The sequence below is a fragment of the Deltaproteobacteria bacterium HGW-Deltaproteobacteria-2 genome, from assembly GCA_002840505.1.
In the GTDB taxonomy this organism is placed as follows: domain Bacteria; phylum Desulfobacterota; class Syntrophia; order Syntrophales; family Smithellaceae; genus Smithella.
The window spans coordinates 12900-37455 of the sequence record PHBC01000008.1 but is presented as its reverse complement, the minus strand read 5'-3'; the positions used below and the strand labels follow the sequence as shown (position 1 = coordinate 37455).

Below are 24556 nucleotides of genomic sequence, written 5' to 3'. Positions count from 1 at the left end.
ATGCCAATCTGATTCTTATGTCTCCGGCCGCACTATTTCCAGCTTATGCAGTCTCGCTCTTAAAGTACTCGGATGGATGCCCAGGATAGCTGCGGCCCCGTCTTTTCCCTCGATGCGCCAGTTGGTTTCCGTGAGGATTTTTATAATTTGGCTTCGCTCCGTATCTTCCAGTGTTCGCATGGCAGATGAAAGTGTGGGAGATGAAATCTCCAGTTTATCCGCCAGCTGCAAAACCGGCCCGGGGCACAAGATCACAGCTCGTTCAATGATACTTTCCAGCTCCCGGACGTTACCGGGCCAAGGATAATCCTTCAGTGCTTTAATCGTTTCCTTCGGAATATTCGTTATCTGTTTGCCCAATTTTCTGGAATACCGTTCCATAAAGGCCTGGACCATCAGCGGAATGTCATCTTTGCGTAGCCGTAGTGGCGGGACCGTGATGGGGAAGACGTTGAGCCGATAGAAAAGATCCTGCCGAAACCGGCCCTGGCGAACTTCTTCTTCAAGGTTTCGATTGGTCGTTGCTATGATCCGCGCATCGACTTTGATGGTTTGGGAAGAACCCAGACGCTCAAACTCGCCATGCTGAATCACCCTCAGCAACTTTCCCTGCAACTCCAGCGGCAGCTCCCCGATCTCATCAAGACATATTGTAGAACCATTAGCAACTTCGAATCGCCCCATCCTCCGGGCATCTGCTCCGGTAAATGCTCCCTTCTCCCGACCGAACAATTCGCTCTCAATTAAATTACCCGGCAGGGCGGCACAGTTGACCGTGATCAATGGCCTTTCTTTTCGGGGACTCATGTTATGGATGGAGGCAGCGATCAGCTCTTTCCCCGTACCGGTCTCCCCGAGGATGAGGATCGTTGTGTTCCCTGGAGCAACTTGCTGTGCCCGATAGAGAACATACTTAAGACCATCACTCTGCCCGATAATATTCTCAAATTGATGTTTTGTTTTGTGCTCTTGACGGAAGTAGATATTCTCGGCCTCGAGCTTATCTTTCATTTCTTTGATTTCATGAAGAGCCGTCCGAAGTTTAACTGTTCGCTCTTCTACCTGCTGCTCAAGCTTGTCATGGGATTTTTGCAGCGCCCGCTCCTCTACCCGCATTTCTTCATTATGCTTTTGTTCCGTCAGGTCGGTAACTACCATGCACAATACACCGGGAATATCCGTGTGTTGAATAGCGTTAATAGAAAGTAAGACAGGCACGAATTTTTCACATCCGGTTTGTAGTTTGATTTCCGCCTTACTTTTCCCTTTCATGCCCCGTTCAATCAATGTCTTAAATAATGGAATATCTGTTGATGAAAGGTATTGATAGATTGGAGATCCCATTATTTTTTTCAGAGACGCTTTGACGATATTTGCAAAACGTTGATTACAGAAAAGGATCGTGCCGTCAGCGCCCATTGTGACGGCCCCTTCGTTCATGGTTTCGACCATGATCCGGTAAGGATGATCCGCACCCGATAGTGTAAAGACCCGATCGCCTTCCTCCGTTTTCACAACGAGACCATCCACTTCACCGTTCAGGATGGCGCGCAGAGTTTCATCGGATTCCTTCATCCGATCTTTGAGCTCCTGCAATTCGTCCAAAAGTTGCTGGCGTGTTTTATCCGTTTTGTTCATTTATTCGCTCTTATAATTTCTTGGATTTCAGATCGATGCCCACAAGAAACCTTTCCGTATCCGACATGTCGCCGATGACTTTCCTCAGCGGCAGGGGGAGTTTCTTGATAAGCGTCGGCGTGGCAATAATCTGTTCTCCCGCGGCCAGTTTGGGCTGCTGGTAGATGTCAATCACCTCGAGTTCATAGCAACCCTTCAGGTACTGTTCACAGAGTGTCTGGACATTGGTAATGGCCCTGGTTGATTTTGGGGTCATTCCTGTGACGTACAGCCGAAGAACATACTTTGCCCGGTCCTGCTTAGCTGCCACTTTTTCGAATTTCTCAGTGTTAGTTTTCACTTTTTTCATCTCCATCGCTGTTACTACAATAAGTTACGGCTCAGGCAGACTGAATCCTGATTCCTGACCTCTGATTGCTGACTTATCATCCTGAGACAGAACGAATGTCCAGTCCCACCAGGACACGTTCCGTGTTGGCCAGATCGCCGATAATCTTTTTAATCGGCTCGGGTAGTTTCCTAACCAGTGTCGGTATGGCAATAATCTGATCACCTTTGGCCAGCTGGGGATTCTTTAAAAGATCAATGACTTCAATTCGGTATTTTCCGGCAAGGTGCTCATCACAGATATTCTTTAAATTAGCAAAGGCCGTAATTGATTTCGGGGTCTGACCGGCGACATACAACCTGAGATTCCAGATTTCTTCTGTTGCATCGGTCTTTTTATTTCCTTTTACTGTTGCAGCCATTTTCAGCGCATGCTCCTTTCTCTCTTCTTTTTCGAATGCTTCGTCTGCGGAGCCGAAGTTTTCCCCTTGCGCAGATGCGCCATAACCAAGCGATCCTGGGCCAGCATAGCCTGTCTTTTTTGCTCTTCTTCCGCCATCAACTGCACCTCTTGTGTTTCCACATCAAACTCGGCACGCAGCGCGGCAATCTTTGTTTCCAGGGCATTTCTCTTGCGCTCCTGCTCGCGGAGCCTGCGTTCCGCCTCTCGCCGTGCTGCCAGTTCAGAGGCCTTTTCCCCGGCTTCCTGAGCTGCCCGGGCACTGCCGGTTAATACCTCGCCCGAACCGGTATAGATGTCGATCAGGTCAATGCCCTGATTCGTGAGCAGGAATTCCTGAATCTGGTTGGAGTGGGCCATGCCGCGGGACTTCAAAATATAGAGGCCCCGGTTACGCTCTCCATTGAGTTCGATATCTCTCAGTAGCAGCCATGTATCGATCAGAGAAGATATCTCTTCGCTGGTGTGCTCAAGACTGCTTCCAAAATGGTTGAGGTCCGTAAGGTAAGTTGTGATATTTTTCATCTTCAAATGGTCGATCAGGCGCGTTAAGATTGATTTGACCTCTGATGGTGTTCCCGCGGCGCTTAAGTTGCTGATCGGGTCAACGACAAAAACCTGGGGCTGGAACTCATCGATCACTTTGTGGAAGGTGACAAGATGCATCTCCAGACCGTAAAGCGAAGGCCTAGCGGAATGAAACTTGAGCAGCCCCTTCTTCACCCATCGTGTGAGATCGATGCCGATGGAGCCCATGTTCCGGATAATCTGGCTGGGCGATTCCTCAAAAGCAAAATACAGGCAGCGCTCACCACGCCGGCAGGCGGCGTCGGCAAAGGTGGCAGACATACTTGTTTTGCCGGTGCCCGCTGTACCCGAGACAAGAATGGTGCTGCCCCGATAGAACCCCTTCCCTTCGAACATGGCATCCAACTTGGGGATGCCCGTGGCGATGCGCTGGCGGGAAACAGGATAATCGAGTCCCAGAGAAGTGATGGGCAGGATAGAGATGCCGCTTTCGTCAATCAGGAAAGGGTATTCGTCGGCGCCATGAGATGATCCGCGGTACTTGACAATACGCAGACGGCGCGTGGAAATTTGTTCGTCAATGCGAAAATCGAGTAAGATCACGCAATCGGCCACGTATTCTTCAAGCCCGTAGCGTGTCAGCGTTTTGTCGCCGCTTTCTCCCGTAACGATGGCGGTTACACCGCGCTCTTTCAACCAGTGAAAAAGCCTTCTGAGTTCTGCGCGGATGATACCGGTATTAGACAGCCCGGAGAAAAGCGCTTCGATGGTATCCAGGACAACCCGTTTTGCTCCGATGGAATCAATGGCACTGCCCAGGCGGACGAACAATCCTTCCAGATCGTACTCACCTGTCTCTTCAATCTCACTGCGCTCGATATAAACATGATCAGTGGCGATGAGACCGCGTTTCACCATGTCATGAAGATCGAATCCGAGAGACATGAAGTTCTTCGCAAGATCTTCCGGCGTTTCCTCGAAGGTCATAAAGACCCCGGGCTCACCGTAATCCATGGCGCCCCGCATGAGAAATTCCATGGAGAAAAGTGTTTTGCCGCAACCCGCAGAGCCGCAGATCAGTGTTGGCCTGCCCTTCGGTAGCCCTCCCTTCGTGATTTCATCGAGCCCCTTGATGCCCGTCGGGCATTTTTTGAGAATAACATCATTATGTTTTTTCTTAACCATTGTCATCTCCCAAAACCTTACCTGATTAAAAAGTTGAACTCTTTCTAATCTTGTTAAAATAATTTGAAGTTAAGTAATTCCTATCAGAACAAAAAACTATGAAGACCGCGTGCTAACAGGCATCAAATCATCTTCAGAGAGGGCAAGTGAGGGCGAATGATGTCATTTCATCTATTGCTTTTGATTTGTACATATCAAAATATCCATTTTTTTGCCATAGAAAAAACCCACTATTTCTAACGGGTTCTTATACTTCTTTGGATTTTGTTGGATTCCCTAATGGTGGAGGCGGCGGGAGTCGAACCCGCAGCGCAACCCTTGATTTTATTACGTTTTTTATCACGCCTTTTTATAACTATCTAATTTCACTACTACCGCATTTCTACCGCAAAAACAGGGAGTCGAACTCCCGTCCGTTTTTGCGATAAAAAACTTTTGTGGAGGTAGTGAAATGAAAAAAATAGCAATCGCAATTAGGAAATTCTTCGTAGGAATCAAGGCAGATTTCCAACTATGGAAAAGTAGCAGAATGGAGAATATCAGAAAGAGAGTCGATCAGCAGTTGGATAAAGAGTAGCTACTGGCTATCTTTAATTACACTTGCGTCTTTGGGTTTTTCTCCCCAAATCTCCTGAGATACTTTACCCAGGACAAGTATAGATATTAAACCGATTGCAAATGTGGCTAGGCCCCATGGCACTTCCTGCATCAGTTTTAATTTTACGGACAGATAAGCCCAAACGCCTAAGATCGTAAAGACGATGAACACCACACAGATCAAAAAGACATAACGCATTACAGATATCGGTGTGTCCCTGCTGATCAGATTATTAAAAAATTCTTTCACGGTTAATTCCTCCTTAAAATTTATAACTTATTTCCAGTTGTCCTATGCCTTCGCCGCGACTATTTGCTTCGCCGTAAACTCCTAGATGAAAATTACCAACTCGCAAAAATTGCCAACGTCCAAAAACGGTTGATCGCATTTCAAACTCGTCTGTGGAATAACCGACGCGGACACCCAACTCTTTCTTATTTTCAAAGCCAAAGAAGGATAATGGCTCCTGCTTGGCGATAATCTCACTCATGCCGGTCGATGTATCCAATACCGAAATAACGCTCGTCTTGCCGTCGTATGGCTGAATCTCGGCAGTTGTTGTGATCTGTTTATTTTTATCCGATTTAACCGGATCGTTAATTTTTAGCTTTTTAACCGCTTCGTCTTTATCCAGAACATCGATCGGGGCATGGACGGTTATTTTTTTATGTTCTATTTTTATCGCCTTCTTAATCTCTTTGGCCGGGGCATACTCGCTTTGGGATATCGTCGGCTTATCAGCAAACCAACTATGAAACGCTGACGCCACAGCTAACAGCGCCACAATAAAAATGCCGGCTACGATTAACTTCATTGTTGTATTAAGCGTTTTCCAGGTCATAAAATCACCTTAAGCGTAAAACTCATGCGAACCTACCAAGGCGACCAGATTCATTGTATTTACCCACTTCGGGCAAGCCTTTGTTTTTCGCAATGCAGTTGTTAAATATTGTGTGGCGTGACTCTCAGCTATTCCCTTTGTCCGGGGAATTAGACCGGCCAACATATCACAGGCAATACGGTAGCATTCTCGAAGGTCCGTTGAATGAAGATATTTAGTTTCCCAATCCTGGGCGATTAATTTAAGTGCGGGATAATTAGGATCGGCCGGAAGATAACAGGAAAATTGATAAGGCATTAAGCATACTTCCTGAATAGTGTCGCCGTCCCAATCCCGATGATCAACACGCTCCAGGATAACTGAGCCAACGGCAATTTTACCTTCTTCACTTTCCCCTCTGGCCTCGCCATAAATAGTTAAGGCCATTAATTGTTTATCGTCCAAGTGGCCGAAGGTATTTAAAAGCAGTTCCTTGATGTCGATTGTTTTCATAGCCTGTCGCTCTCCCTTCTCTGCTGAGGCGGAGCTATGAAAATTTTCCCCGTTCTCGGTTTCGTACACGACTCGTTATTGCAAAGTATCTCATGTCCGTGATTATCAAACATAAAGAATATATCTTCTGTGGTCTTTTTAAGAGTGTCCGAAATGCCTTTAATAGATTTCTTAAGTTCGTTACGGTGGGATTCATCAAGAGCAGATTGCAGTTTCTCTTTCTTGTCCTCATTGCGATACTTTTGGGTTTGCTTATACCCGATATACAAGACAACAATCGCCATAACCACATTGATAATCTTAAAGAAAGTATCCATAATTGACGTTTCCCCTTTTATATGTTAGTGGCTTTCGGGGCTTAGACGGATTCCCTTTTGTCCGTATCCCTGCTAGCACAGGGTAAACTAAGCCCTGCCCTTTCTAATATCTGATAATGTAATTCACCGATAAATATGGGTTCATTACGCTTTGCGTCGCAGACAATGAGCTCGTAGTTGCGCCGTGATCATGTCCCTCTCCGCCGCCGACAATACTTGATGTTACCGTATAAGTAGTGGCCGTTGCAGTGGTTGTTCCTAATTGTCCGCCGACGACTTCGGCTTGTGTCTCACCAACCTTCAAAGTGGTTGTATGGGAATGCGCGGGTATCTCGTCACTGGTTAAAACATGGTCTGCCGTAGTATGGGTGTGGGATAGATCAACGGTTTCCGTTCCTGCCGTATAGCCTGCCGCGGTTGCCGCGGCTACTCTTCCTGCCGCGCCTCCGCCCATATTGTCGGGACCTATTACTGAGCGTCCGCGTAAATCAGGCACATTAAAAGTAGTCGTGCCGTTGCCCGCTCCGAAAGTAGTTCCAATAATGGCAAATAAATCTGAGTAAGTCGTTCTGGAAACTGCTTGTCCGTAACACATAAGCCAACCGGAAGGAGCGGTAGATCCGCCATAAGGGACAATAACGCCGGTTGCAATAAAGAATTTAGGTGGGACTGCTGAATTTACAGGGGAGAATATGCCTATGCTGACCGCTGATAGTCCTGAGTCCAAAGATCCGGAATCCCATGCCACCGTGACGGTCGTAACTGTCGGAGTTCCGCTTGCCGCTACCGTCGTTACCGTCCCGTAAATAGTACCGGCTGTAACAACGGCCTTTACTCTTATTCCAACGGGGTAAGAAGAAGTTACGTTTCCCGTTGTGCTGAATTGAGTGGCTGATATATAGGTAAATGTTGCATTTTGAGTTATCCATTCTTCTGAATATGTCGTAGGGTAATAATCCAGGCTAACCCAATGAGACGTACCGTTGCCGATTTTAAGGCGTCCCGTATCTGTTTCGTAGGCCGGTTCACCCTGAGATAAAACCGGATTAGCCGATGTCCATGTTGCTGCTGTCCCGCGCCTCAATTGAATGGTGTTATAAACTGTTGCAGAAAATGATGTGCTTGCAAGTAGCAAGATCATTAAGATAATACTGAATACCCTTTTCATGGTTCCTCCTTTTTAAACAAAAAGGCCGGCAAGGTATTTCTACCTGCCGACCTTCCTTGGCCATCCTAAACTTTGGTTAGTTGTTAAATTTTATTTCATGGTCTTGCCTCTTTTTTTCAAGTCTAATTTTTATAACTTTCAATTATTTAGTGGCTGTATTATAATATAAAGTTTTTATACATTGCAAGCCTTTTTTTAATCTCTCAGTATGGCCCTTTCGTTTTTTGACGGATGCGATAATTGTCGTCGCTGGCTTCTTAAGGAATCAGAGGTTATGCGCGGCACACCCCTCATATCTTTAGCGGCGGCGTTAAATTCCCTCGCATCTCTAATTATACTCTTATACTCGTCATTGTTTTTACGTCCCCCAATCATCCACGCGCGATATCTCTCGTAGATAGCACTACGTTTCTCGGCCATAGTTGCCTGTTCCCTGTGCCCTTCCCACGTCCTTTCAGATAAAATAGCCTGATCAGTAGATCGGAAACCTAAACCTCTGGTCACACTCGCGCCGATATCTGGCACAAAAGGTTTACCCTCTTCGTTCCATACGCGGCGATTATTGCGTGTCGTAACACCTTCTTTATTCTCTCTGAACGCCCTCACAATATTAGAAGCACCGGAAGGTAATAAATGTTCTGCCGCTTTCCCAAAATCTCCACGGCCCATATTCTCAATGGCTTCTTTCCCCTCTGTAAATACCCCGCCGATAGCTCCCGTAAGATCAATAAAGTTCTTCGGTATGCCTATTCCAATGCTTAATGATCCGGATATATCAATCCCGGCCGCTCCGGTCAGTCCATGGCGCCCTATTTTTTCAGCATCCGCGCCCAGGTGTTCTCTTATTATATCCCAAACCCACTTCTCCGGATCTTTATCTTCACCAAACAATGATCTTAATATTACTCCGGCGAAAGCGAAAAGAACGTCTTTAAAGGGAAGCGCTGCCGCTCCTGCTAGTATTAACGGAGAGAGGAAAGCAAACATAAGCGCTTTGATGTTATGTTTTTTGATGCCCAAATCATAGAGCATCTGTAAATAATTATGCCCGAATTTAGAATATACATAAGCCATCTGGCCTATTTTCGCTGCGGGGTTTGTCCCTTGCGCCCACATCGGCATAGTGCTCTTGCCGTAAACGCCGTGCGCTTTATCGGAAGAAGTCTTTGCTGCTTCTGCTGCCTCAACGTGGCCCATGCCCTTCTTCCGTGCAAGTCTATAGGCCGCCAAAATTGTAGTGCCGCGATTCCACTTTTCCGATTTACCGAACATCCACATCGAGCCGTCCATCATCGAAGACCAAATCCGTGAATGAGTCTTTGACAATTCGCCCAAAGCTTCTCTTGTATATTGCGCGTCGTCCCAACCCTTCTTATGAACATCGTCAATAAAGGCCTGCTCGTCGGCATTGTGTAATTTTCTACCGGCCATTACCATACCGTAGTCTTTACCTGCCCGGGCCAGTTCGTTCATTACTCTGGCCATTGAACCATTTCCGCCCATAGCGTATTGGTGGATTGCCGACGGCGCTGTGGTCATTATAGCGGTCATATTGACAGCCAGAGACCGGAGATTGAAACCCAGGAATTTAAAGGTTGCAATACTCTTTGCAAGGCCTATTATCCGGTCGGAAGAGTCGGCGTTTCTAAGTTGCTCCTGAATATAGTCTTGTGCGACGGCAAAGGCTTTCGGGTCCTTAACCGGATCGATGCCGCCGATCTGCTGGCCCATTACCTTATCGCCCAGGAGTTCTTGCATGGCCATACGCGCGGTACGGGCTTTGGAAATCCCACCGGAAAGGTTATTAATATACTGTAAATGCCTTTGAATCGGATCTTCAACAAATCCCCGGATAACTCCGCGCCCTCTGTGAATCATTGTGGACCGATAACCACGCGCTTTGATCGCGTTGGAAACTTCCCTTAGTATTTCTTCATTGAACTGAGCGGTCATATTATTTTTCAGTTCGCTCTTCTTACTCAGTTTTTCAAGGGCCGTATCAATCAATTTTGCCGTGGCCATGGCGTTTACGTCCTGATAAATCGTCTCAGGGATTCGCTCAATTTCTCCGACGTTAAATATCTTCCATCCCTCACGTTCTAACTTCTTGGAAAGTCTTTGCGCGGCCAGTTCTGAATTGCGGTGCTCCCTGTACCATTCCCTGTTTTCCTTCATGGGCCCATGCTCTTTATAGGCCTGAACCTTCCAGTTTCCCATTTCCCTGAGACGTGGAGCGTAGAAGCCTCTCCATTCTTCCATCATAGCAAGAGCGCCTTTGAGGGATTGCTTCATTTCGGAAAGGTCCGGCGTCTCGCCTTTGAAATGAGCTTCTTCGATTATCTCCGCAATCATGTTTCTTAGTTGTCTGGTCTGCAGGTCAAGGGCTTTATCGTAAGATTCTCTATAAAGTTTCCATACCCTGATAGTGTCGTCAGTGGCGCCCTCTTTCCGGATATGAGCCTCGAAGTCCGCTATCTGTTTTTCCAGAGGTTCTTTCAGGTTTCGTTTCCATGAGGTATCTCCCTCGTCAATGATATCCTGTAGGCGCTGATATTCCTTTGAAACTTTGCCGGTCATTCTCTCGGTTAGAGACAAACCTTTATTCTTAAGGGCTTTGGCCGCTTCCGTGACTGTGCTTTCCGGAGAGTCAACGTCGTCGGTCATATTCAGGTCGTTGAATGTTTCGTGATAGATTTCGTTCCGGTCGCGCATGAAGAGTTTGACGATATTACCTATTTGCGGATGGTCAAACCATTCGGGAGATTTCAGCATGGTCTCTAGCCATGTCATATTTTTAGGCTTGAGTTTGTTAACTATGGTTTGAACAATAGCATCCGTCTCGTCTTTCAGGTAAAGATTGAGAACCTTCGGATCATTGGAGACGGGCGGATCGGTTTGGTTACGGAGCGCATACATCGGTTGCCCTTGATAAAGGACATCACGTTTCATAGTGGGAGTGATATCAAGGGAATGGACAATCGTTTCATCCTTGCTTGGATTATTTTTATCGTACCATTCTTCTGCCTCCCGTAAACTATTAAATGGTTCGTGAACACCTTCCATTGTTCTTGAATCTCGTACAACAACTTCTTGTTCTTCATTTTCGTCAGCCGCTACGTTTTCAGCATCAATGATCCATGCCGCTTCTTGATCATTTCTAGGGACTGTTTCTATTTTAATTTCCCCAACCTTCGCGCCCCATTTCTTCGCGTACTTATTCAGGAATGAGGGAATGATGGAATCATAGAAGCCTTTCATCCCTTCGCCGCCGACTTTGAGGTCGAGGCCGGAAAGCTTTGTAAATTTACCATCACTTTCCATTATTTTTTGTGCAATCTCTTTGCCTACAACTTCGTCGAGTTGCTTGCCTTGAAACATTCCTTCGCTTTTAATGTTGCCGGTAGTAATATCTACATCGAATGACGGTTCGCCATGATTTTTAGTAACTACTTCTACGTGTCTAATATCATCGGGCGCATTTTTTTCCTTACTGTAATTAATTAAAAAAACTTCTCTACTTAAATCATATCTCTCAGCCTGCTGTTCTCCCGTTGTCCAGGCTAGTTTATCGTAACCGTTTTCCGCAGCGTACCTGAGCATACGTTTCATTACCAGTTCCGGCCAGGTCTTTGAGAAGGGGGCGGTGGGAATACCAGTCACTTGATTTTTTGCTACATATTGTATTGCTTCTTGTGACGTTTTAGCGGCAGACAATGGTGCGTATCCTATCCTATCGAGATGTTCATTTACAACTGCCCATTCTCCTTGGAAAGATGGATTGATAGTTGCTTTCCATTTTGATGTATCAATTCCATATCCTTTCTTCCTACCTTCTTGGTGCCAATCGCTCTGCACTTCTTCCAGAAACAGTACCTTATTTCCCTCGGCATCAACACGGTCATTCATTCGGATGTGAGCGAGAACGTTGGGTTCTTCCCAATGGGGGGATTTGTAAGCGTCGCCTAATTTGTCTCTGTTCCCGGCAACGGCAAGGATAGCATCACGTTCAGTTTTTGCTTCTTGGTCAACCTGCATGGGATTACCTTCTTCGTCAAAAACATCCCATGTACCATCTTCGTTCTTTTCCGCTTCCCATCCTTCTGGTATTTCAACTTTGCCCGGCAGCGTCAGCAACAACTCTCTGTAATTCTCTCCGCCGGGGAGTTGGTATGAAGAAAATTTTACATCTTCTATTGCTTCCCCATCATTAATTTCGGAATATCTGATCCCCATATCGTACAATTCAGGAGCTTCTTCTCTAACGGTTTCAGGTTCAACGAGTTCTCCGTTTCGGTCTGTTACCTCAATATCGCCGCCCATTTCCCTGCCGATTTCCCATCCTACCGATTGGAACGCTGCTTCTATTCTTATCTTTTCGGCAAGAATATCTTGACCATTTTTCGTTATCTCTTGAATCTGTACCTGATTCTGTGCCAGATAATCAACAACGTCCTTCTTACTGATTTTTCCGGTCTGCCCGTCTAACCATTCATTGAGCCCTGACCATTTCAGTTCATCGGTTTTGAATTCACCTTTATTCGCCCAAGCGGTGATCATGTTGCGGAATTGCTCAGGAGTTCCGGCGTTCGGCAGTTTTACCTCTACGACCTTTGATAGTTGAGAAAAGAAGGTATCTGCTATTGGTGGATTGACGTTATACCGCCCCGTCTCTACTCCCGGCTCGTCGTATATATCCCTTAAAGCTCCACTGATTGTCGGCTTCTCGTTATAGATTTCTCCGCTCTTAATATCCCGGATAACCCCTCTTGTGGTTCTACTAAAGAGATTCACCAGTTTATCAATGAAGTCCTGAATTCTGTTTATTATGCGTCGGATTGGTCCCACTGGTGGAGAAGTTAAAGCGTCCGCAATAAAGTTAGCTCTATCTTCCGAGCCGCCTATATCGTCTTTGTTCTGAGTCTGAAACTTCCCTTCTCTTACGAGTCTCTTAATATGGCCTCTTAAAGCGGCAACGTCCAGAGGGCGGAGAATACCCAAATCTTCCATGAAATGAACTGATTCGTGGTAAAGTGTTTGTTTATCGGCCTGTCCTCGGACAAGTCTTATCTGCCCTTCGTTTCCTACTTTCAGGTATGCGCCTGCTATTTTCTCTGTAGGTTTAAGAGAAGAACGACTATAACCTATATTCATTGTAATTTTATCAGGTTCAATATGATCAACATTCAGAATGGTAAGATATTTGCCGCCTGCTGTTTTAATCCATATCTTACCATCAGAAGTTTGAGTTACTTCCTGGCCTTTAAAAACGTCCTGAACTTCGGAAAGTGTGGGAAGTTGGAACGTGCCAGTTTCTCGAACAGCATACTGCTGGCCATTGAATAAGCGCCCCTGCCCGGACCGGATACTGTTAATAACTTTTTGTGCGAGTTTTATTTCCTGCGGATAGGCCTCGCCTTCGTGCCATTCGTTCCAAATGTCTTGCGCCATATCAAGTTTATCCTGGGCATTCTCAATATGTGCTTCGTCTTCCTGTGAAAGAATGGCCTCGTATCGTGCGAATTCTGCATATTTGAAGGCGATTGTATCTTGGACCTGAACGGTTTCACTATCGGTTAATCGCTCATATCCTTTATTGAATAATTGTTGTGCTACTTCATTTGGATCATTGCCCTCTTCATCAAACAAATCATGCTTGATCGCGTCTCGTTTGGCCTTTATCGTTTCAATGTCTTCGTCGATATCCACTTCCGGCGATTCGACGGTTTCATTGCGATGTTTTTTTGATACCCAAACACCATCCGGGAATCTCGGACGATCCTTACTAATATATTTATTTCCGGTTGACGCCCGGCGCGCTCCTATTTCTTCCTCCGCTTTTTGAACCTCAGTTAATACTTCCCGATAGCGGGTTTTCATCTTCTGTAATTTTTCTTCATCTTTGAATTGAAGAGACTTAAGAGTGTGTCTTGATATCTCGTCGGATTGGTCCATGCGAGCAATATAGTTTGCGGCAAAATCGCGATGTTCTGCCATTTTATTACTTACATATTCAACATTCAAAAGATTCCATATATCTCTTTCATCAAAAGATTTATCATGGTCAAGGCGTCTTAAAAACATTCCGTCAGCAGTAATCACATAATCCCATAACTGCACGGGGTTTTCTGCTTTTTTATCCGTCCATCCGCTTTCAAGTTTTTTAATCTCAATCTCTGTATTTCCTAGTTGATATGTAAAGGATTCTCCTTCATCGAGTGCGTTAATTTCCTCCACTATTTTCAGACCTGCCGCTATAACACCGGATTTATCGCTCTTGGCCAACTTGCTAGAATGGAAGTGTTTATTCGTTGGTTTCTTAATACCTTTGATGGCATCAGCAACTATCTTAGTATTTTTCTCGTCTCCCCAAAATTTACTATACTCAACTTGCGCGGCATTATATTCATTAACGCTCATTTTACCAGAATGATAATCAGATTGGCTAGGCCTTTCAGGGGGAGTCAAGCCTTCTTTTTTAAATGCTTCTGCCGTTGCCGCATCGATTTCCGTATTATATTTTTTATTAACCAGTGCATTATACGCGGCAATCTCGTCGGCCTCTTTCTCAACAAGGGCTTTGGCATTATCTTTATATTTCTTCCCTTCAAAGGTAAATGTTGACTGGCCCCTAAGATCATCGATTACTTTATCGCGCTTTTCTATTTCCTTCTGCGCCTCTATCCGGGCGTCTTTATTATAATCAAGGCTCTGCTGTGACGAACGCAACCGCGTGGCCGTCCTGTTCTTAATCGCCTCCAGTGTTTGAATATCGTTCTCTAACTGGAATTTTTCTTTAAATGCCGGGTTGCCGGTAGTCTCCGCCATAAACTCGGAATAACTGGCCGAATCGGTATTGACTTCTTCGACACTGCGCCGGCCGCTTCTGAAATCATCGAGCATACCGCCTTTTCTGGCGAGTATCTGCCACATAACCGCGTCGAATGTGTTGGCCGTGGAATAAGCAATTATCTCAACTTTAAATCCTGTAGGATCGATATAATAAAGTTTATTTCCCTGGCGGACGAGACGGCCTTCTCTCTGCTCAACATCCGACGGCCTCCATGGAGCGTCCATGTGATGAAGGGCGACAAGTCTCTCCTGAACATTCATCCCTGCGCCCATCTTCTGAGACGATCCGAGCAATACGCGAACCTGGCCAGAATTGACCATTGCAAACAAATCTTCCTTTTGCTGTTCGGTATTGGCACTATGGATGAATTTGATTTCGCCCTCTGGAATTCCCATCATGATCAGTTTAGATTTCATTTCATCATAAACTGAAAATCCCGTGTCGGCGGTAGTTAAGTCTGCGGTGACATCATCCGTAACCTTTTCAAGATATTCTTCGATTTCTTCACGGCGTTTCATATATTGATCAGTTTCGGCCTGTGAATGATCGGTAATCGCTTCTATCTCCGCTTCAAGTCTGTTCCTGAGATATCCCCATTTTTCCTGATAAGTAGATAAGGAATCCAATATTGCCTTGGTTCGTGCATCATTTTCCAAATGCGCTTTATTTAATGCTTCTCTGATAAATACAGCGGCGTTTTTCTGTGCCGTACCTGCAGGAGTGGACAAATCGCAAAAAACTAACTGAGCGCCCCTGTCCTTTGCCGTTCTGTCGTAAATGTCTTTTATCTTTTTTGTTGCCCGGTTAATTTTATTGTTCGGGTTTTCTTTTGCCGTGGGATCAACCAGCCGAACATCAAGCGCCATCTTCCGGGCGTCGCTCATAATCCATAAGTGATTATCGATTTTTGGATCGTTCTTCCGGCCGAGTTCTTCCAGGCGTTCCGCTCTGGCGACAAGGTAATCAACATATTCAATCTGTTCCTGAGAAGGTTCTGCCACATCGAGGACGCGGCCACCGTCTTTGACTTTCGGTATCGGAAATTCTTCGCTTTCGTTTCCGCCGGTCCGGGCGTTTCTCTCTCTGATCTGCTCGGCGTAAATGCGTTTCAAATCCGGCATGGTCACGATATCGGCGAATTCCTCATATAATTGCAGGAGCTCAGGCAGGTTATTGAATGTCGCCATAACTGTCCGCTGCTTTAATTTCTGCGAGGCTGTATATTCAATTCTCGGTTCTATGCTGGCATAGGTATTCGCCCATGAGTCAAAGGCATCAATGCCTCTGGCGTAAAGGGCATCTCTGTTCATGTAGCGGAGAAGCGCATACATTTCGACGAGGGAATTGCTGATCGGCGTTCCAGTGGCAAAATTAAGCGCATAGTCCTTTTGGGCTGTAAGCCAGCGGATTTTTGCGTACATATCAAAGGCTCTCTTGGAGCCCATGGGATTACCCATGCCGGTAATGTTCTGCATGGCGCTCGAGTATTCAAGGTTCTTGAACTCGTGCGATTCATCAACGACTAAGTGATCAATCCCCATGCCTTCAAAGGTCGTGACATTATCCTTGGGCCGTCCGAGCAATTCAGTTATCTTCTCACGTTTTTTGGCGATTCTATTTGCCAATGTCTTAACCAGCCTCTTGTTGCCGTCGGCTTTCGCCTGCGCCTCGGCCTGTTCTAACTGCGCGATTTCTTCCATCATCAAATTGGTAATGGCTTCCGGCTCGAGCGGAATAAAGCCGAAAGAAGAATGCCCGACGATAACCGCGTCATATTTGCCTGTGGCGATTCGCGCGAAGAGCCGGCGGCGGTTTGGCTTTGAGAAGTCTTTCTTGGTTGCCGCGAGTATTCTCGCGCCAGGATAAAGGCGCACATAATCAGCCGCCCACTGGCCGACAAGATGATTCGGCACGGCGATCATAGCCTTGCGTGTCAATCCCATGCGTACCCGTTCCTGAACGCCGGTTATAATCGTATAGGTTTTACCGGCGCCTACGCAGTGATCAAGCAATACCCTTTTCGATTGAATGATCCTCCAAGCGGCGTCTCTTTGGGTATTACGTAAAATAACAGCCGGAGAAGCGCCTACGGTATGAAGGAGCTTACCGTCGTTTTTCCTTTTCGCGTGAGTATTCTGCGTATCATTGTAAATCTTGTTTAATTCTTTTGCTCTTGTGTCGTCAGCGAATATCCAATCAAAGAATGTGCTTCTCACGTTCTTGACGATGGTCGCCAGTTCCGCGGTCTGTTCTTTGTTCTGGATGCGCTCGTCTCCCGTACCGTCCCAGGCGATCAGTACCTTATTGTTGGCGACGGCGCTGAAAATATCGGAAAGAGCGTAATATTTGTTCTGCCAGGCGACGTTAATATCATTCTGCTTTTCACCGGACGAGCGCATGACAAAGTGGCCGTTGTTTCTGTAAATGGAGACGCTCGGGTTTGTTACCCCGATAAAATGGCCGAATTGCTCATAGACCTTTTCCGGAATCCATGTCGCTCCGGGATTGGCGAATATGCTTTCCGTTGGAACATCGGCGGGGAAGACTGCTTTTAAGGCCTTTGCGTTTTTCTCAAATCCCTCTTTCCCCTCAACCTTTTTATATTTCCCCTTAACATTCCCGGAGAGATATTCATCCTCCTGAATCCATTCTTTTGTATCAGGATCTTGATAGATCAAACCATCCTTAGCGAGATCGGCGATAACACTTTCTTTCGGTGTTCCCGTCAGTTTAGCAATATAATCAATGTCCAGTTTACCCTTTTGAGATAATGAAATATTATAACCGTCTGCGGAATCTTTAGCGTAAAGGATTTCTTTCTCAGGGTAAAACATTCTTTCATTAAGGATAGTTGATTTTACCGCGCTGGCCGGAGACGGCTTAATCCCTAATGTTTTGGCTTTGGCTTTGGTTATTTCCTTTTTAAAGTCTATTTCCAGGCCGAATTCTATTTTTACATCGTCAGACATTAAAGAGAAGTTGGAACTTTCATTTATAAATCCGTGCTGTTTTACAAAATTATCATATAGGAAATTGAGTTGTTTCCTTAACTGTTCAATATTGCTAAGATCAAAACGCTCTGCATTGACAAGTTCATAAGCCTTTGCCCTGATTTCCAACATTCCCTTAATACGCATATAGCGGGTTTCGCCGAGTAATTGCTTCTCTGTCCATTTTGTTTTAGGACTCAGGCGCGCGTAGGTCGGATTGCCGTATTCGTCGTTATCCTCCCGCATATAAATCCGGTCTTTGTCCATGAAGAAGCCGCCGACGGCAACATCTTCTTTATTGGGTACAAGAGAAAGAGCGGCGGCATCCAGTTTGTCATTATTGCTTTTAGCGACATCTTTAAATTCTGCCAATATTGAGTTTTCAAGTAAATTATCAATCAGGCTTTCAATATCTTCGCCCTCTCGTTTGTTGAGGGTAAACTCACCCTTGCCGCCTTCTTTCCAGGCGCCGCCGTACATCGTGCCTTTCATGGAGGGCTCGCCTAACATTAAGTCCTGATTCTTTGCAAAATACTTATTCAGCGTGATTTCTTCGCCGCCCTTGTTGGTCATGGTCGCGCCGGTCGTCAGCCACTTAGCGGATAGATTCGGTTCTTCGCCAGGCATTAATCTCTGGAAAAATACAAGGTCGGTCGTGACTTCCGTTCCTGCGTTTTTGGCAAAGGCGTCATTAGGCAAACGGATTGCCGCGAGTAATTTGAATTGTTTTGCCAGGAATTCTCTCGCTTCGGGATCTGCCGTGTCAAGAAAACGGGTAGTGATAACCATACCCATTACTCCGCCCGGCTTTAAGTGCATACCGGTTTTGGATATGACGTAATTGTGTATCTTCATCCGGCTGATTTCCGCCCTGTCTTTCCGCGTGTCGGATATCCTTACGTCGCCAAAAGGAGGATTGCCGACGGCCGCATCGAATTTACCGTAAGGGAATTCTGCCGTCTGAAATCCGGAATGAATAAGCTGAGACTCGGGATAGAGGTATTGCCCTATTTTGGCCGTGATCGGATCGAGTTCTGAGCCGTACCACTTGGAAGAAGCGGCCATATCTTCCGGCATGAGGCCGATAAAATTGCCTGATCCATAGGTAGGTTCAATGATATTACCGCCCGTAAACCCGAAATGACGCATTATTTTGTATATGGAACGTATAACCTGGGGGCTTGTGTAATGTGCGTTTAAAACGGATTGACGCGCCTCAAAGAATTCTTCTTTTGTCAGTAATTCTTTAAGGTCGGAATAAGCTCTCTGGTCCTGAGGTTTGTTACTGGTCTCGTCAAAGACGTTCTTTATCCCGCCCCATCCGACATATTTGGCGAGTACGGCTTGTTCTTCTTTGGTGGGATAACGGTGTTCCTGATCCAGTTTCTTGATAAGACGAATCGCCGCAATATTGCGGTCAATCTTCTGGCCGCGGGTTCCACTGCCAATATCATCTTCTTCTGTTATTCGGTAATTTCCGGGATTGACACCGGATAATTGAATGGTGCGCGGCTCACTGGCCGGCTCTTCTACTGCCGATGGTCCGGACGGTAAGACTTCGCTATCTGTTCCGCTGTCTTGAAGATGAACAGGTGACGACTGTCCTGCCACGCTTCCGCTTCCGTCGAGCCCCCCTGCATCAAGGTCTGCATTTCCCTCATTGTCAGTTTCGCCGCCGCTTCGCTCTCCCCTTCGAGTGCCTTGTCCTCTACCATCTGCTGATAGACTTCCGGATTCGTCACTTTCCAGTGTTCCCGTGCCTGTGCTGCCATTTGCGGGATGTTCATTTTTCTCACCTTCCTTGGTTATATTATAATCCTTTTTTGTGTTTTTGTCAATAGTTTCGGTCTTTGCCTTTGGCGTTTCTGCAAACCTTAAAAACTTTTCTATCGAATCCGTATGCCTATCGCGGCCAGTTCTCCATGTTATTTGATCGCCATTTATGCTTTCGACGTATGCGGTCAAGCCGCTTGTTAAAACAAAATCTGTATTGGGTTTTACCCATTCAGGAACTTTTGCGGCTAACCTCTCATAATGTTCATCATCGAGTTCATCGGCATATTTTCGCGCCGCTGCCTCATATACCTTTTTCGCCTTTCCTTCCGGCATGGAATCAACCGCACCGAATAGATAAGCTCTTACGTCAAGGGCTTTCGCTTTCGCACGGTTTACAATCTCAGCAAGGTAAGGCTTTAATTTCTGATAAAGAGTTTCGTCAAGTTCTTTGGTGGAAATAGAGCCGCGTTCTCCAATATGCTCATTGATAATATCGAACATATCTTTAACCAGATCGCCAGTTGACTTCGTGGAAAGGTCTTCTTCTTTTTTAACCACCGTTGCCGGTTCTTCCGTTCTTCCTATTTCCTCTTCCGTCTTCCACTGATCCCGGCGGTTATCAGGATTAATCTCGGGTTGCACCCCGCCGCGTGTCATAGCCATTGTAACGGGTTCGGTTACTCTTATACGTCCATCAGTGAAATATCGGACACCATCACCACGTTCATAAAGATTATGTCCGTCTGGATTCTTGCCAATCAACCTGCCGCCTTTATCAGCGTTGGCAGTATATTTAACTTCGGGTTTTGGTTCCGCTTTCTTCCTGTATTTCTCCGGCACCTTATCGGCTTCCGTCCATCCGCCGGGAGGGGCTTTCTCCATGATGTTCTTCTTTGGTTTCTTCTTCAGCACGGTCTCGGTTTTCTTCTTAGGGGTGGCCTCCTTTGTAATTTCTTGATTAAGTTTTTTTGCCTCTTCCAATTCCTCTGGTGATAATATTTTTTTCTGTGCTTTATTTTCGAGGCTTCTTAGTCTTGCTGTTTTTTTCGCTTTTTCAACAGCCGCGGCATCGTTTTCGTCAACAATATTCCCGCGGTGAAGTCCTGTATCGTCAAGAGGGCGTTCTCCATTAGAATTATATCTTTTTAGGATTTTTCTATCGGTCGTTAATTCGTTTGTGTCAATATAATGGTATCTGCCGTAAACATCGATCACTCTTTTAAGATCCGGTTTTTGGGTTGCGGATTCCTTCTTCTGCAGATCAGGATAATCCTTTAAGACTTCCGGGGGAACTAGTTTACCTTCGGAAAGGGCTTTCACGATAAAATATTTATGTGTGTTGTTTATAGATATTCCAGTATCACTTTCTAATTTATCAACCTGTTCCGGTGTCGGTTTTATTTCCTTTAATAAAGATTGCCGCTCTTTTGCCTGCTTTTTATCATGGGCTACCGCTTCTTGGCGTGACTTAAAATCTTTCTTGTCTGATTTTCCTATTGAGAATAAATAATCAGAAAATTCTTCCCTCGTCATTTCCCATGGCTCTTTAGGTGCTTCCAACTGATTGCCTGTAAACTTATCCTGAATAGGCGTGATTTCGCCTGTGGTAAGGGGTTCTTTTGTTTGCGTCTTAATCCCGAACATGGCTTTCACATTAGAAACCTGTTTTTCATCAGGAGCGAAAGGAATCAGTTCATCCTTTGTAAATTTGGCAGGAGATAACAACCCTCCTTTATGGATATATGCGCCGTCAATCTTGCCGGCTTCATCAATGCCTTTTATAATTATCGAATTAGCCTTTGGTTTACCTTTCTGCCTGTAAAGACCACCCAATTCAAACTTATCCGTTCCCGGACGCATAGCTTCAAGCATTTGATCATCGGTTATCTCAGGTGGCAAAACTTCCGCATTTGCCGCAGGTTCAACGATCTCCGCGCCCTTTACTTCCGGTGTCTCAATAGTAGAAGTCTCAGCAGGGGTTAAAGCGTCGATTCTCTCCTGTATTTTTTTGCGTCTTGCGACTGCCGCCTTTCCTTCGCCCTTTACTTTGCTCAACTGCTTATTGAGATTGTCCACTTTACGGGCGTTATCTTCTGGTTCATTAATCGGCACATCTACTTTTTCTTGCACTTCTCCGGAGATACTGTTTGTTTCTGTGGTTTCCCCGACTCCACCAGTTCCCTTATGTTCGCTGATATCACCCTCTGGCTCTTTTTCCGTGGCATTTTGTGCCTCCTTAAATAATTTATTGGTATCTGCTTCAACGATAATACTATTTATAGCGTCCTCTGCCTCTGGCATGGTTTTTAATATATTCTTTCTATGCGCCAGGGCTTCATCTTTAGTAAGGTTTCCGGAAAGTAGTTTTTGCTTGAATGTCTCAATCTCTACTTCCGGTTGCTCGATCATTGTCTTTTGTGGGGACTGAGGGGTTTCCGTTTGCTTGTCGGTTTTCTTTGTTTCGTCTTTTCCTTTTTTCATTCCCCTGTAAGCCATACCGCCACCGGTCATAAATCCAGATAACAGCAGTACGCTTGGCAATACTTCTCCCGCGGATTTCAACCAATCGTCGGGACTTGTCCACTGGCGAAGAGGTTCATTAGACTGACCGGCTTTAACCTCGGCATTCTGCTGTCCCATCTGAGTAACTGTTTCCGTTGCCTCTTCCGTTCCAACAATACCGGCCGCACGAGCGCCACCTTTTACAATCTTTCCGAGAACACCCTTGGGAATCATGCTTGCTATACGACCGGGCAAAGTTCCTTTCCCTGCCATCAATGCCAGCTCCAGAACATTACCGACGGCTTCCGGCCCTGCTTCCCATAAACCTGATTCAGTGGCGAGAGTGTCAAATTTACGCTTAAATACTGCTTCTTCTTCCGGTGTGATCGGTCGTCCAAAGTTTTTAATGCTTTCTTCGTTTACTTTGGTCAACCAGTCATTCATGGCCTGATAACTCTGCATACGATAAGCCGTTGCGCCACCTGCTGCCATGCTAGTTGCAATATTAACTCCCGGTACGGGAACAAGAGCGCCAGCGGCACTGGCTCCCATGGAAACGCCCGAGAAGGAAAGATTCTGCCCTAGTCCGGCCACATCTTCGTTGGATATAATTCCGGGGATAAGGTCTCCAGTGTCTTTATACTCTTCAGAAAGTTCTCTATTGCGTTTATTCACAAATTGGACAAACTTATCGCCGACATCAGGGTTAGCCACGGATGGACCCGATTTCCCTTGCGCTGCCGTAATAGCGGAAGCAAGAAGGTTTTCCGGTACGCGCGTAAGTGTTCTTACAAATGCTCCGGCTGAGGATCGCTCTTTCTTTTTGGGTATCTGGTCGGTAACGTCTACGAAACCGTCAGGAAGAGAACTCTCTTGTGATTGAATTTGATCGGTTACATCAATAAACCCGTTATCGAGTTTGGGCTCGGCCATATCAGGCCTCCTTTAATTAAGATTTTTTCCAAATAACCTCAGTCTTGCCATTAGGATATTTAGCGCGAATTTCTCCGGTATCTGGATTTTGGAGTATTCTCGCGCCAAGTTTTATAGCGTTGTTTGATTTATTAGATATATCCTTCACCTTATCTTCAGGAATACCTTTAACATCGAAAGCACCTTTTTTACTGGTGTTCCCAAAGTCATTAGCGAATTGCGTTGTTTTCTGAAGTGCCTCAGCCGGAGGTACGCCGTCTCTTACCAGCCCTTCATAATACTGCTGCATGGTGTTGTGTAATTGCTGTAGCGTGATGGGCTTGCCGTTTTTATCAAACTTATCCTTAACCTCAGAAGTCCCTAGTTTTGATAAGATGGTATTCTTATCAGGAGCTTTTACATTCCCTTCAAGGTCTTTTTCTGTTGGTAACTGTCCGCCGTATGTTTGGACAAAGAGATCATCGAAGGTTTTCATTTTTGCCTTAATCTTCTCGCCATTCTCGGTCAAATCCCTTTCCTTTGGCGACCACCTTGGACCCCACGTTACGCCGCCATCTTTAGAAATCATATCAACGCCCTTAACCGTTTTATACATCTCTTCGCTCTTCTTCTCTTTTTCCGGAATAAAGGTTTTCGCTAATTCGACTTGCTCTTTTATCGGCATAGTTTCGGGAAGTTTCTGCATGAAGAGAGAACGCAAATCATTTATATTTGTTCCTGCGGGTGCGGCCTCGACCGCTTTCAGGGCATCTTTGACAACTTTATTATTGGCCACGGTCTCCCGTATCTTTTGCTTTCTCTCCGAGAATGCTGTTCCCCCGAGTTTTGCTTCCAACTGTTCAACCATATCAGCAAGGTCTTTTTGCATACTGAATTTACTGGCTGCTAATTGCGCGGGAAATATCGTCAAGGGCGCATCAGGATCGCCGCCGGTATGCTTCAACATATCTTTACTAACCGATTGCCCGTAATATTCTTTGTCCTTTTTCCATATTTCGCTATTATGTAACTCCTGGGCGTACTCGTTGGCAGAAGGAATATCATTAAAGACGCCCAAATTATTTCCGTAGGGTTTTTCAGCGGTCTTTGATTCATTCCACTGTTTAAGGGCTTCTTCCCTTGTCAGGATTCTGCCGTCGTCGCTTACAAGCGGAATTAAAACTTCCTTTCCGTTTTGTTCAAATGACGACGATAAAACTGTTGAGATTGAACCATCTTGATTTTTAACCACTGGACGGGCATTAAGATTAATGTTGCCCTTTTCAATCATGTTCTTCGGGTTGCTGTCTGGAGCGACATAGACTTCCTGCTTGTCGCCAATATGTTTATAGGGTTTGCCGGGTAGTGTCGGCGGGATTTCCCGCTCAACAATCAGTCCCATTTCCATATTCGGAGACGTGCCGTCAACTACGGCGCTCTTGATCTTACCTGTCAGTATATTACCGTGATCGTCCATGTTTAAACGGTCGGGAGTAAACCCTAAAGCCGTGGTTATGGTATTGCTTATCCGATCATCAAGAGGCACCTGGCCTTTTTTCCCCTGAACCTGTGGCGCCACATTCTGCATAAACTTCAATACATTCCCGTAATCTGCGCCATTGACGCTCCCCATGTGATCGTGGAAATATATCATGGCGTCCTGTTCGGATTTTGAAAGACTGGTAACGTCAAAGGGCTCGCCTTTTGTTTTTGCCGCCTGAGCTTTCGACATGACGATTTCCAGAAGGTTCAAATTCTCCTGTCCGTGTTTCTGTTCGTCCTCTTCGCCCCATTTCTTTTTCTGGCGCTCAAATATTTCGCCCTCGCGTTCGGTTTTTATTTTGCGATCAGCGGCTTCCTGTGTCAAAAGCTCACGCCTTTGTTTGGATTCTTCCAATTGATTAAACGTACCCATCAACTTTGAGAAGGTGTTAACTCCCGCATCAATCGGATTGGATAATGTTGATCTCAT

At 45.7% G+C, this 24556-nt stretch carries 11 protein-coding genes; all 11 read right to left on the bottom strand.

Annotated features, from left to right (window positions below):
• Positions 1-15: 15 nt before the first annotated feature.
• Entirely contained in the window at positions 16-1452 is a 1437-nt protein-coding gene (locus tag CVU62_13960; GenBank protein PKN36670.1) for a Fis family transcriptional regulator, read from the bottom strand.
• Positions 1453-1648: 196 nt separating this feature from the next.
• Positions 1649-1993: a thiol-disulfide isomerase gene (locus CVU62_13955; GenBank protein PKN36618.1), complete on the bottom strand. Its 345-nt coding sequence runs from the start codon at positions 1991-1993 to the stop codon at positions 1649-1651.
• A gap of 70 nt (positions 1994-2063) precedes the next feature.
• Positions 2064-2387 carry a circadian clock protein KaiB gene (locus CVU62_13950; GenBank protein PKN36617.1) on the bottom strand — a complete coding sequence of 108 codons (324 nt, stop codon included), beginning with the start codon at positions 2385-2387 and terminating at the stop codon, positions 2064-2066.
• Between the two features lie 2 nt (positions 2388-2389).
• Entirely contained in the window at positions 2390-4138 is a 1749-nt protein-coding gene (locus CVU62_13945; protein PKN36616.1) for a KaiC 1, read from the bottom strand.
• 577 nt (positions 4139-4715) lie between these two features.
• A complete protein-coding gene (locus CVU62_13940) occupies positions 4716-4985 on the bottom strand; it encodes a hypothetical protein (protein ID PKN36615.1) in 270 nt (89 codons plus the stop codon).
• A gap of 13 nt (positions 4986-4998) precedes the next feature.
• Complete coding sequence (locus CVU62_13935) at positions 4999-5577, bottom strand: hypothetical protein (protein ID PKN36614.1); 579 nt, start codon at positions 5575-5577, stop codon at positions 4999-5001.
• Positions 5578-5586: 9 nt separating this feature from the next.
• Positions 5587-6069, bottom strand: coding sequence for a hypothetical protein (locus CVU62_13930; GenBank protein PKN36613.1), 483 nt, complete (start codon positions 6067-6069; stop codon positions 5587-5589).
• Positions 6066-6386, bottom strand: coding sequence for a hypothetical protein (locus CVU62_13925; protein ID PKN36612.1), 321 nt, complete (start codon positions 6384-6386; stop codon positions 6066-6068). Before CVU62_13925 ends, CVU62_13930 begins: the two co-directional genes overlap by 4 nt.
• Before the next feature lie 103 nt (positions 6387-6489).
• Complete coding sequence (locus tag CVU62_13920; protein ID PKN36611.1) at positions 6490-7554, bottom strand: hypothetical protein; 1065 nt, start codon at positions 7552-7554, stop codon at positions 6490-6492.
• A gap of 195 nt (positions 7555-7749) precedes the next feature.
• Entirely contained in the window at positions 7750-22605 is a 14856-nt protein-coding gene (locus CVU62_13915; GenBank protein PKN36610.1) for a hypothetical protein, read from the bottom strand.
• A gap of 16 nt (positions 22606-22621) precedes the next feature.
• Positions 22622-24556, bottom strand: a complete 1935-nt coding sequence (locus CVU62_13910) for a hypothetical protein (protein PKN36609.1) — start codon at positions 24554-24556, stop codon at positions 22622-22624.

What these genes read in the sequence shown, in the direction of transcription:
- CVU62_13960 (PKN36670.1), bottom strand. Translation starts at nt 1,452, where the DNA reads ATGGTCGAAACCATGAACGAAGGGGCCGTCACAATGGGCGCTGACGGC.
- CVU62_13955 (PKN36618.1), bottom strand. Translation starts at nt 1,993, where the DNA reads ATGGAGATGAAAAAAGTGAAAACTAACACTGAGAAATTCGAAAAAGTG.
- CVU62_13950 (PKN36617.1), bottom strand. Translation starts at nt 2,387, where the DNA reads ATGGCTGCAACAGTAAAAGGAAATAAAAAGACCGATGCAACAGAAGAA.
- CVU62_13945 (PKN36616.1), bottom strand. Translation starts at nt 4,138, where the DNA reads ATGGTTAAGAAAAAACATAATGATGTTATTCTCAAAAAATGCCCGACG.
- CVU62_13935 (PKN36614.1), bottom strand. Translation starts at nt 5,577, where the DNA reads ATGACCTGGAAAACGCTTAATACAACAATGAAGTTAATCGTAGCCGGC.
- CVU62_13930 (PKN36613.1), bottom strand. Translation starts at nt 6,069, where the DNA reads ATGAAAACAATCGACATCAAGGAACTGCTTTTAAATACCTTCGGCCAC.
- CVU62_13925 (PKN36612.1), bottom strand. Translation starts at nt 6,386, where the DNA reads ATGGATACTTTCTTTAAGATTATCAATGTGGTTATGGCGATTGTTGTC.
- CVU62_13920 (PKN36611.1), bottom strand. Translation starts at nt 7,554, where the DNA reads ATGAAAAGGGTATTCAGTATTATCTTAATGATCTTGCTACTTGCAAGC.
- CVU62_13915 (PKN36610.1), bottom strand. Translation starts at nt 22,605, where the DNA reads ATGGCCGAGCCCAAACTCGATAACGGGTTTATTGATGTAACCGATCAA.
- CVU62_13910 (PKN36609.1), bottom strand. Translation starts at nt 24,556, where the DNA reads ATGAGATCAACATTATCCAATCCGATTGATGCGGGAGTTAACACCTTC.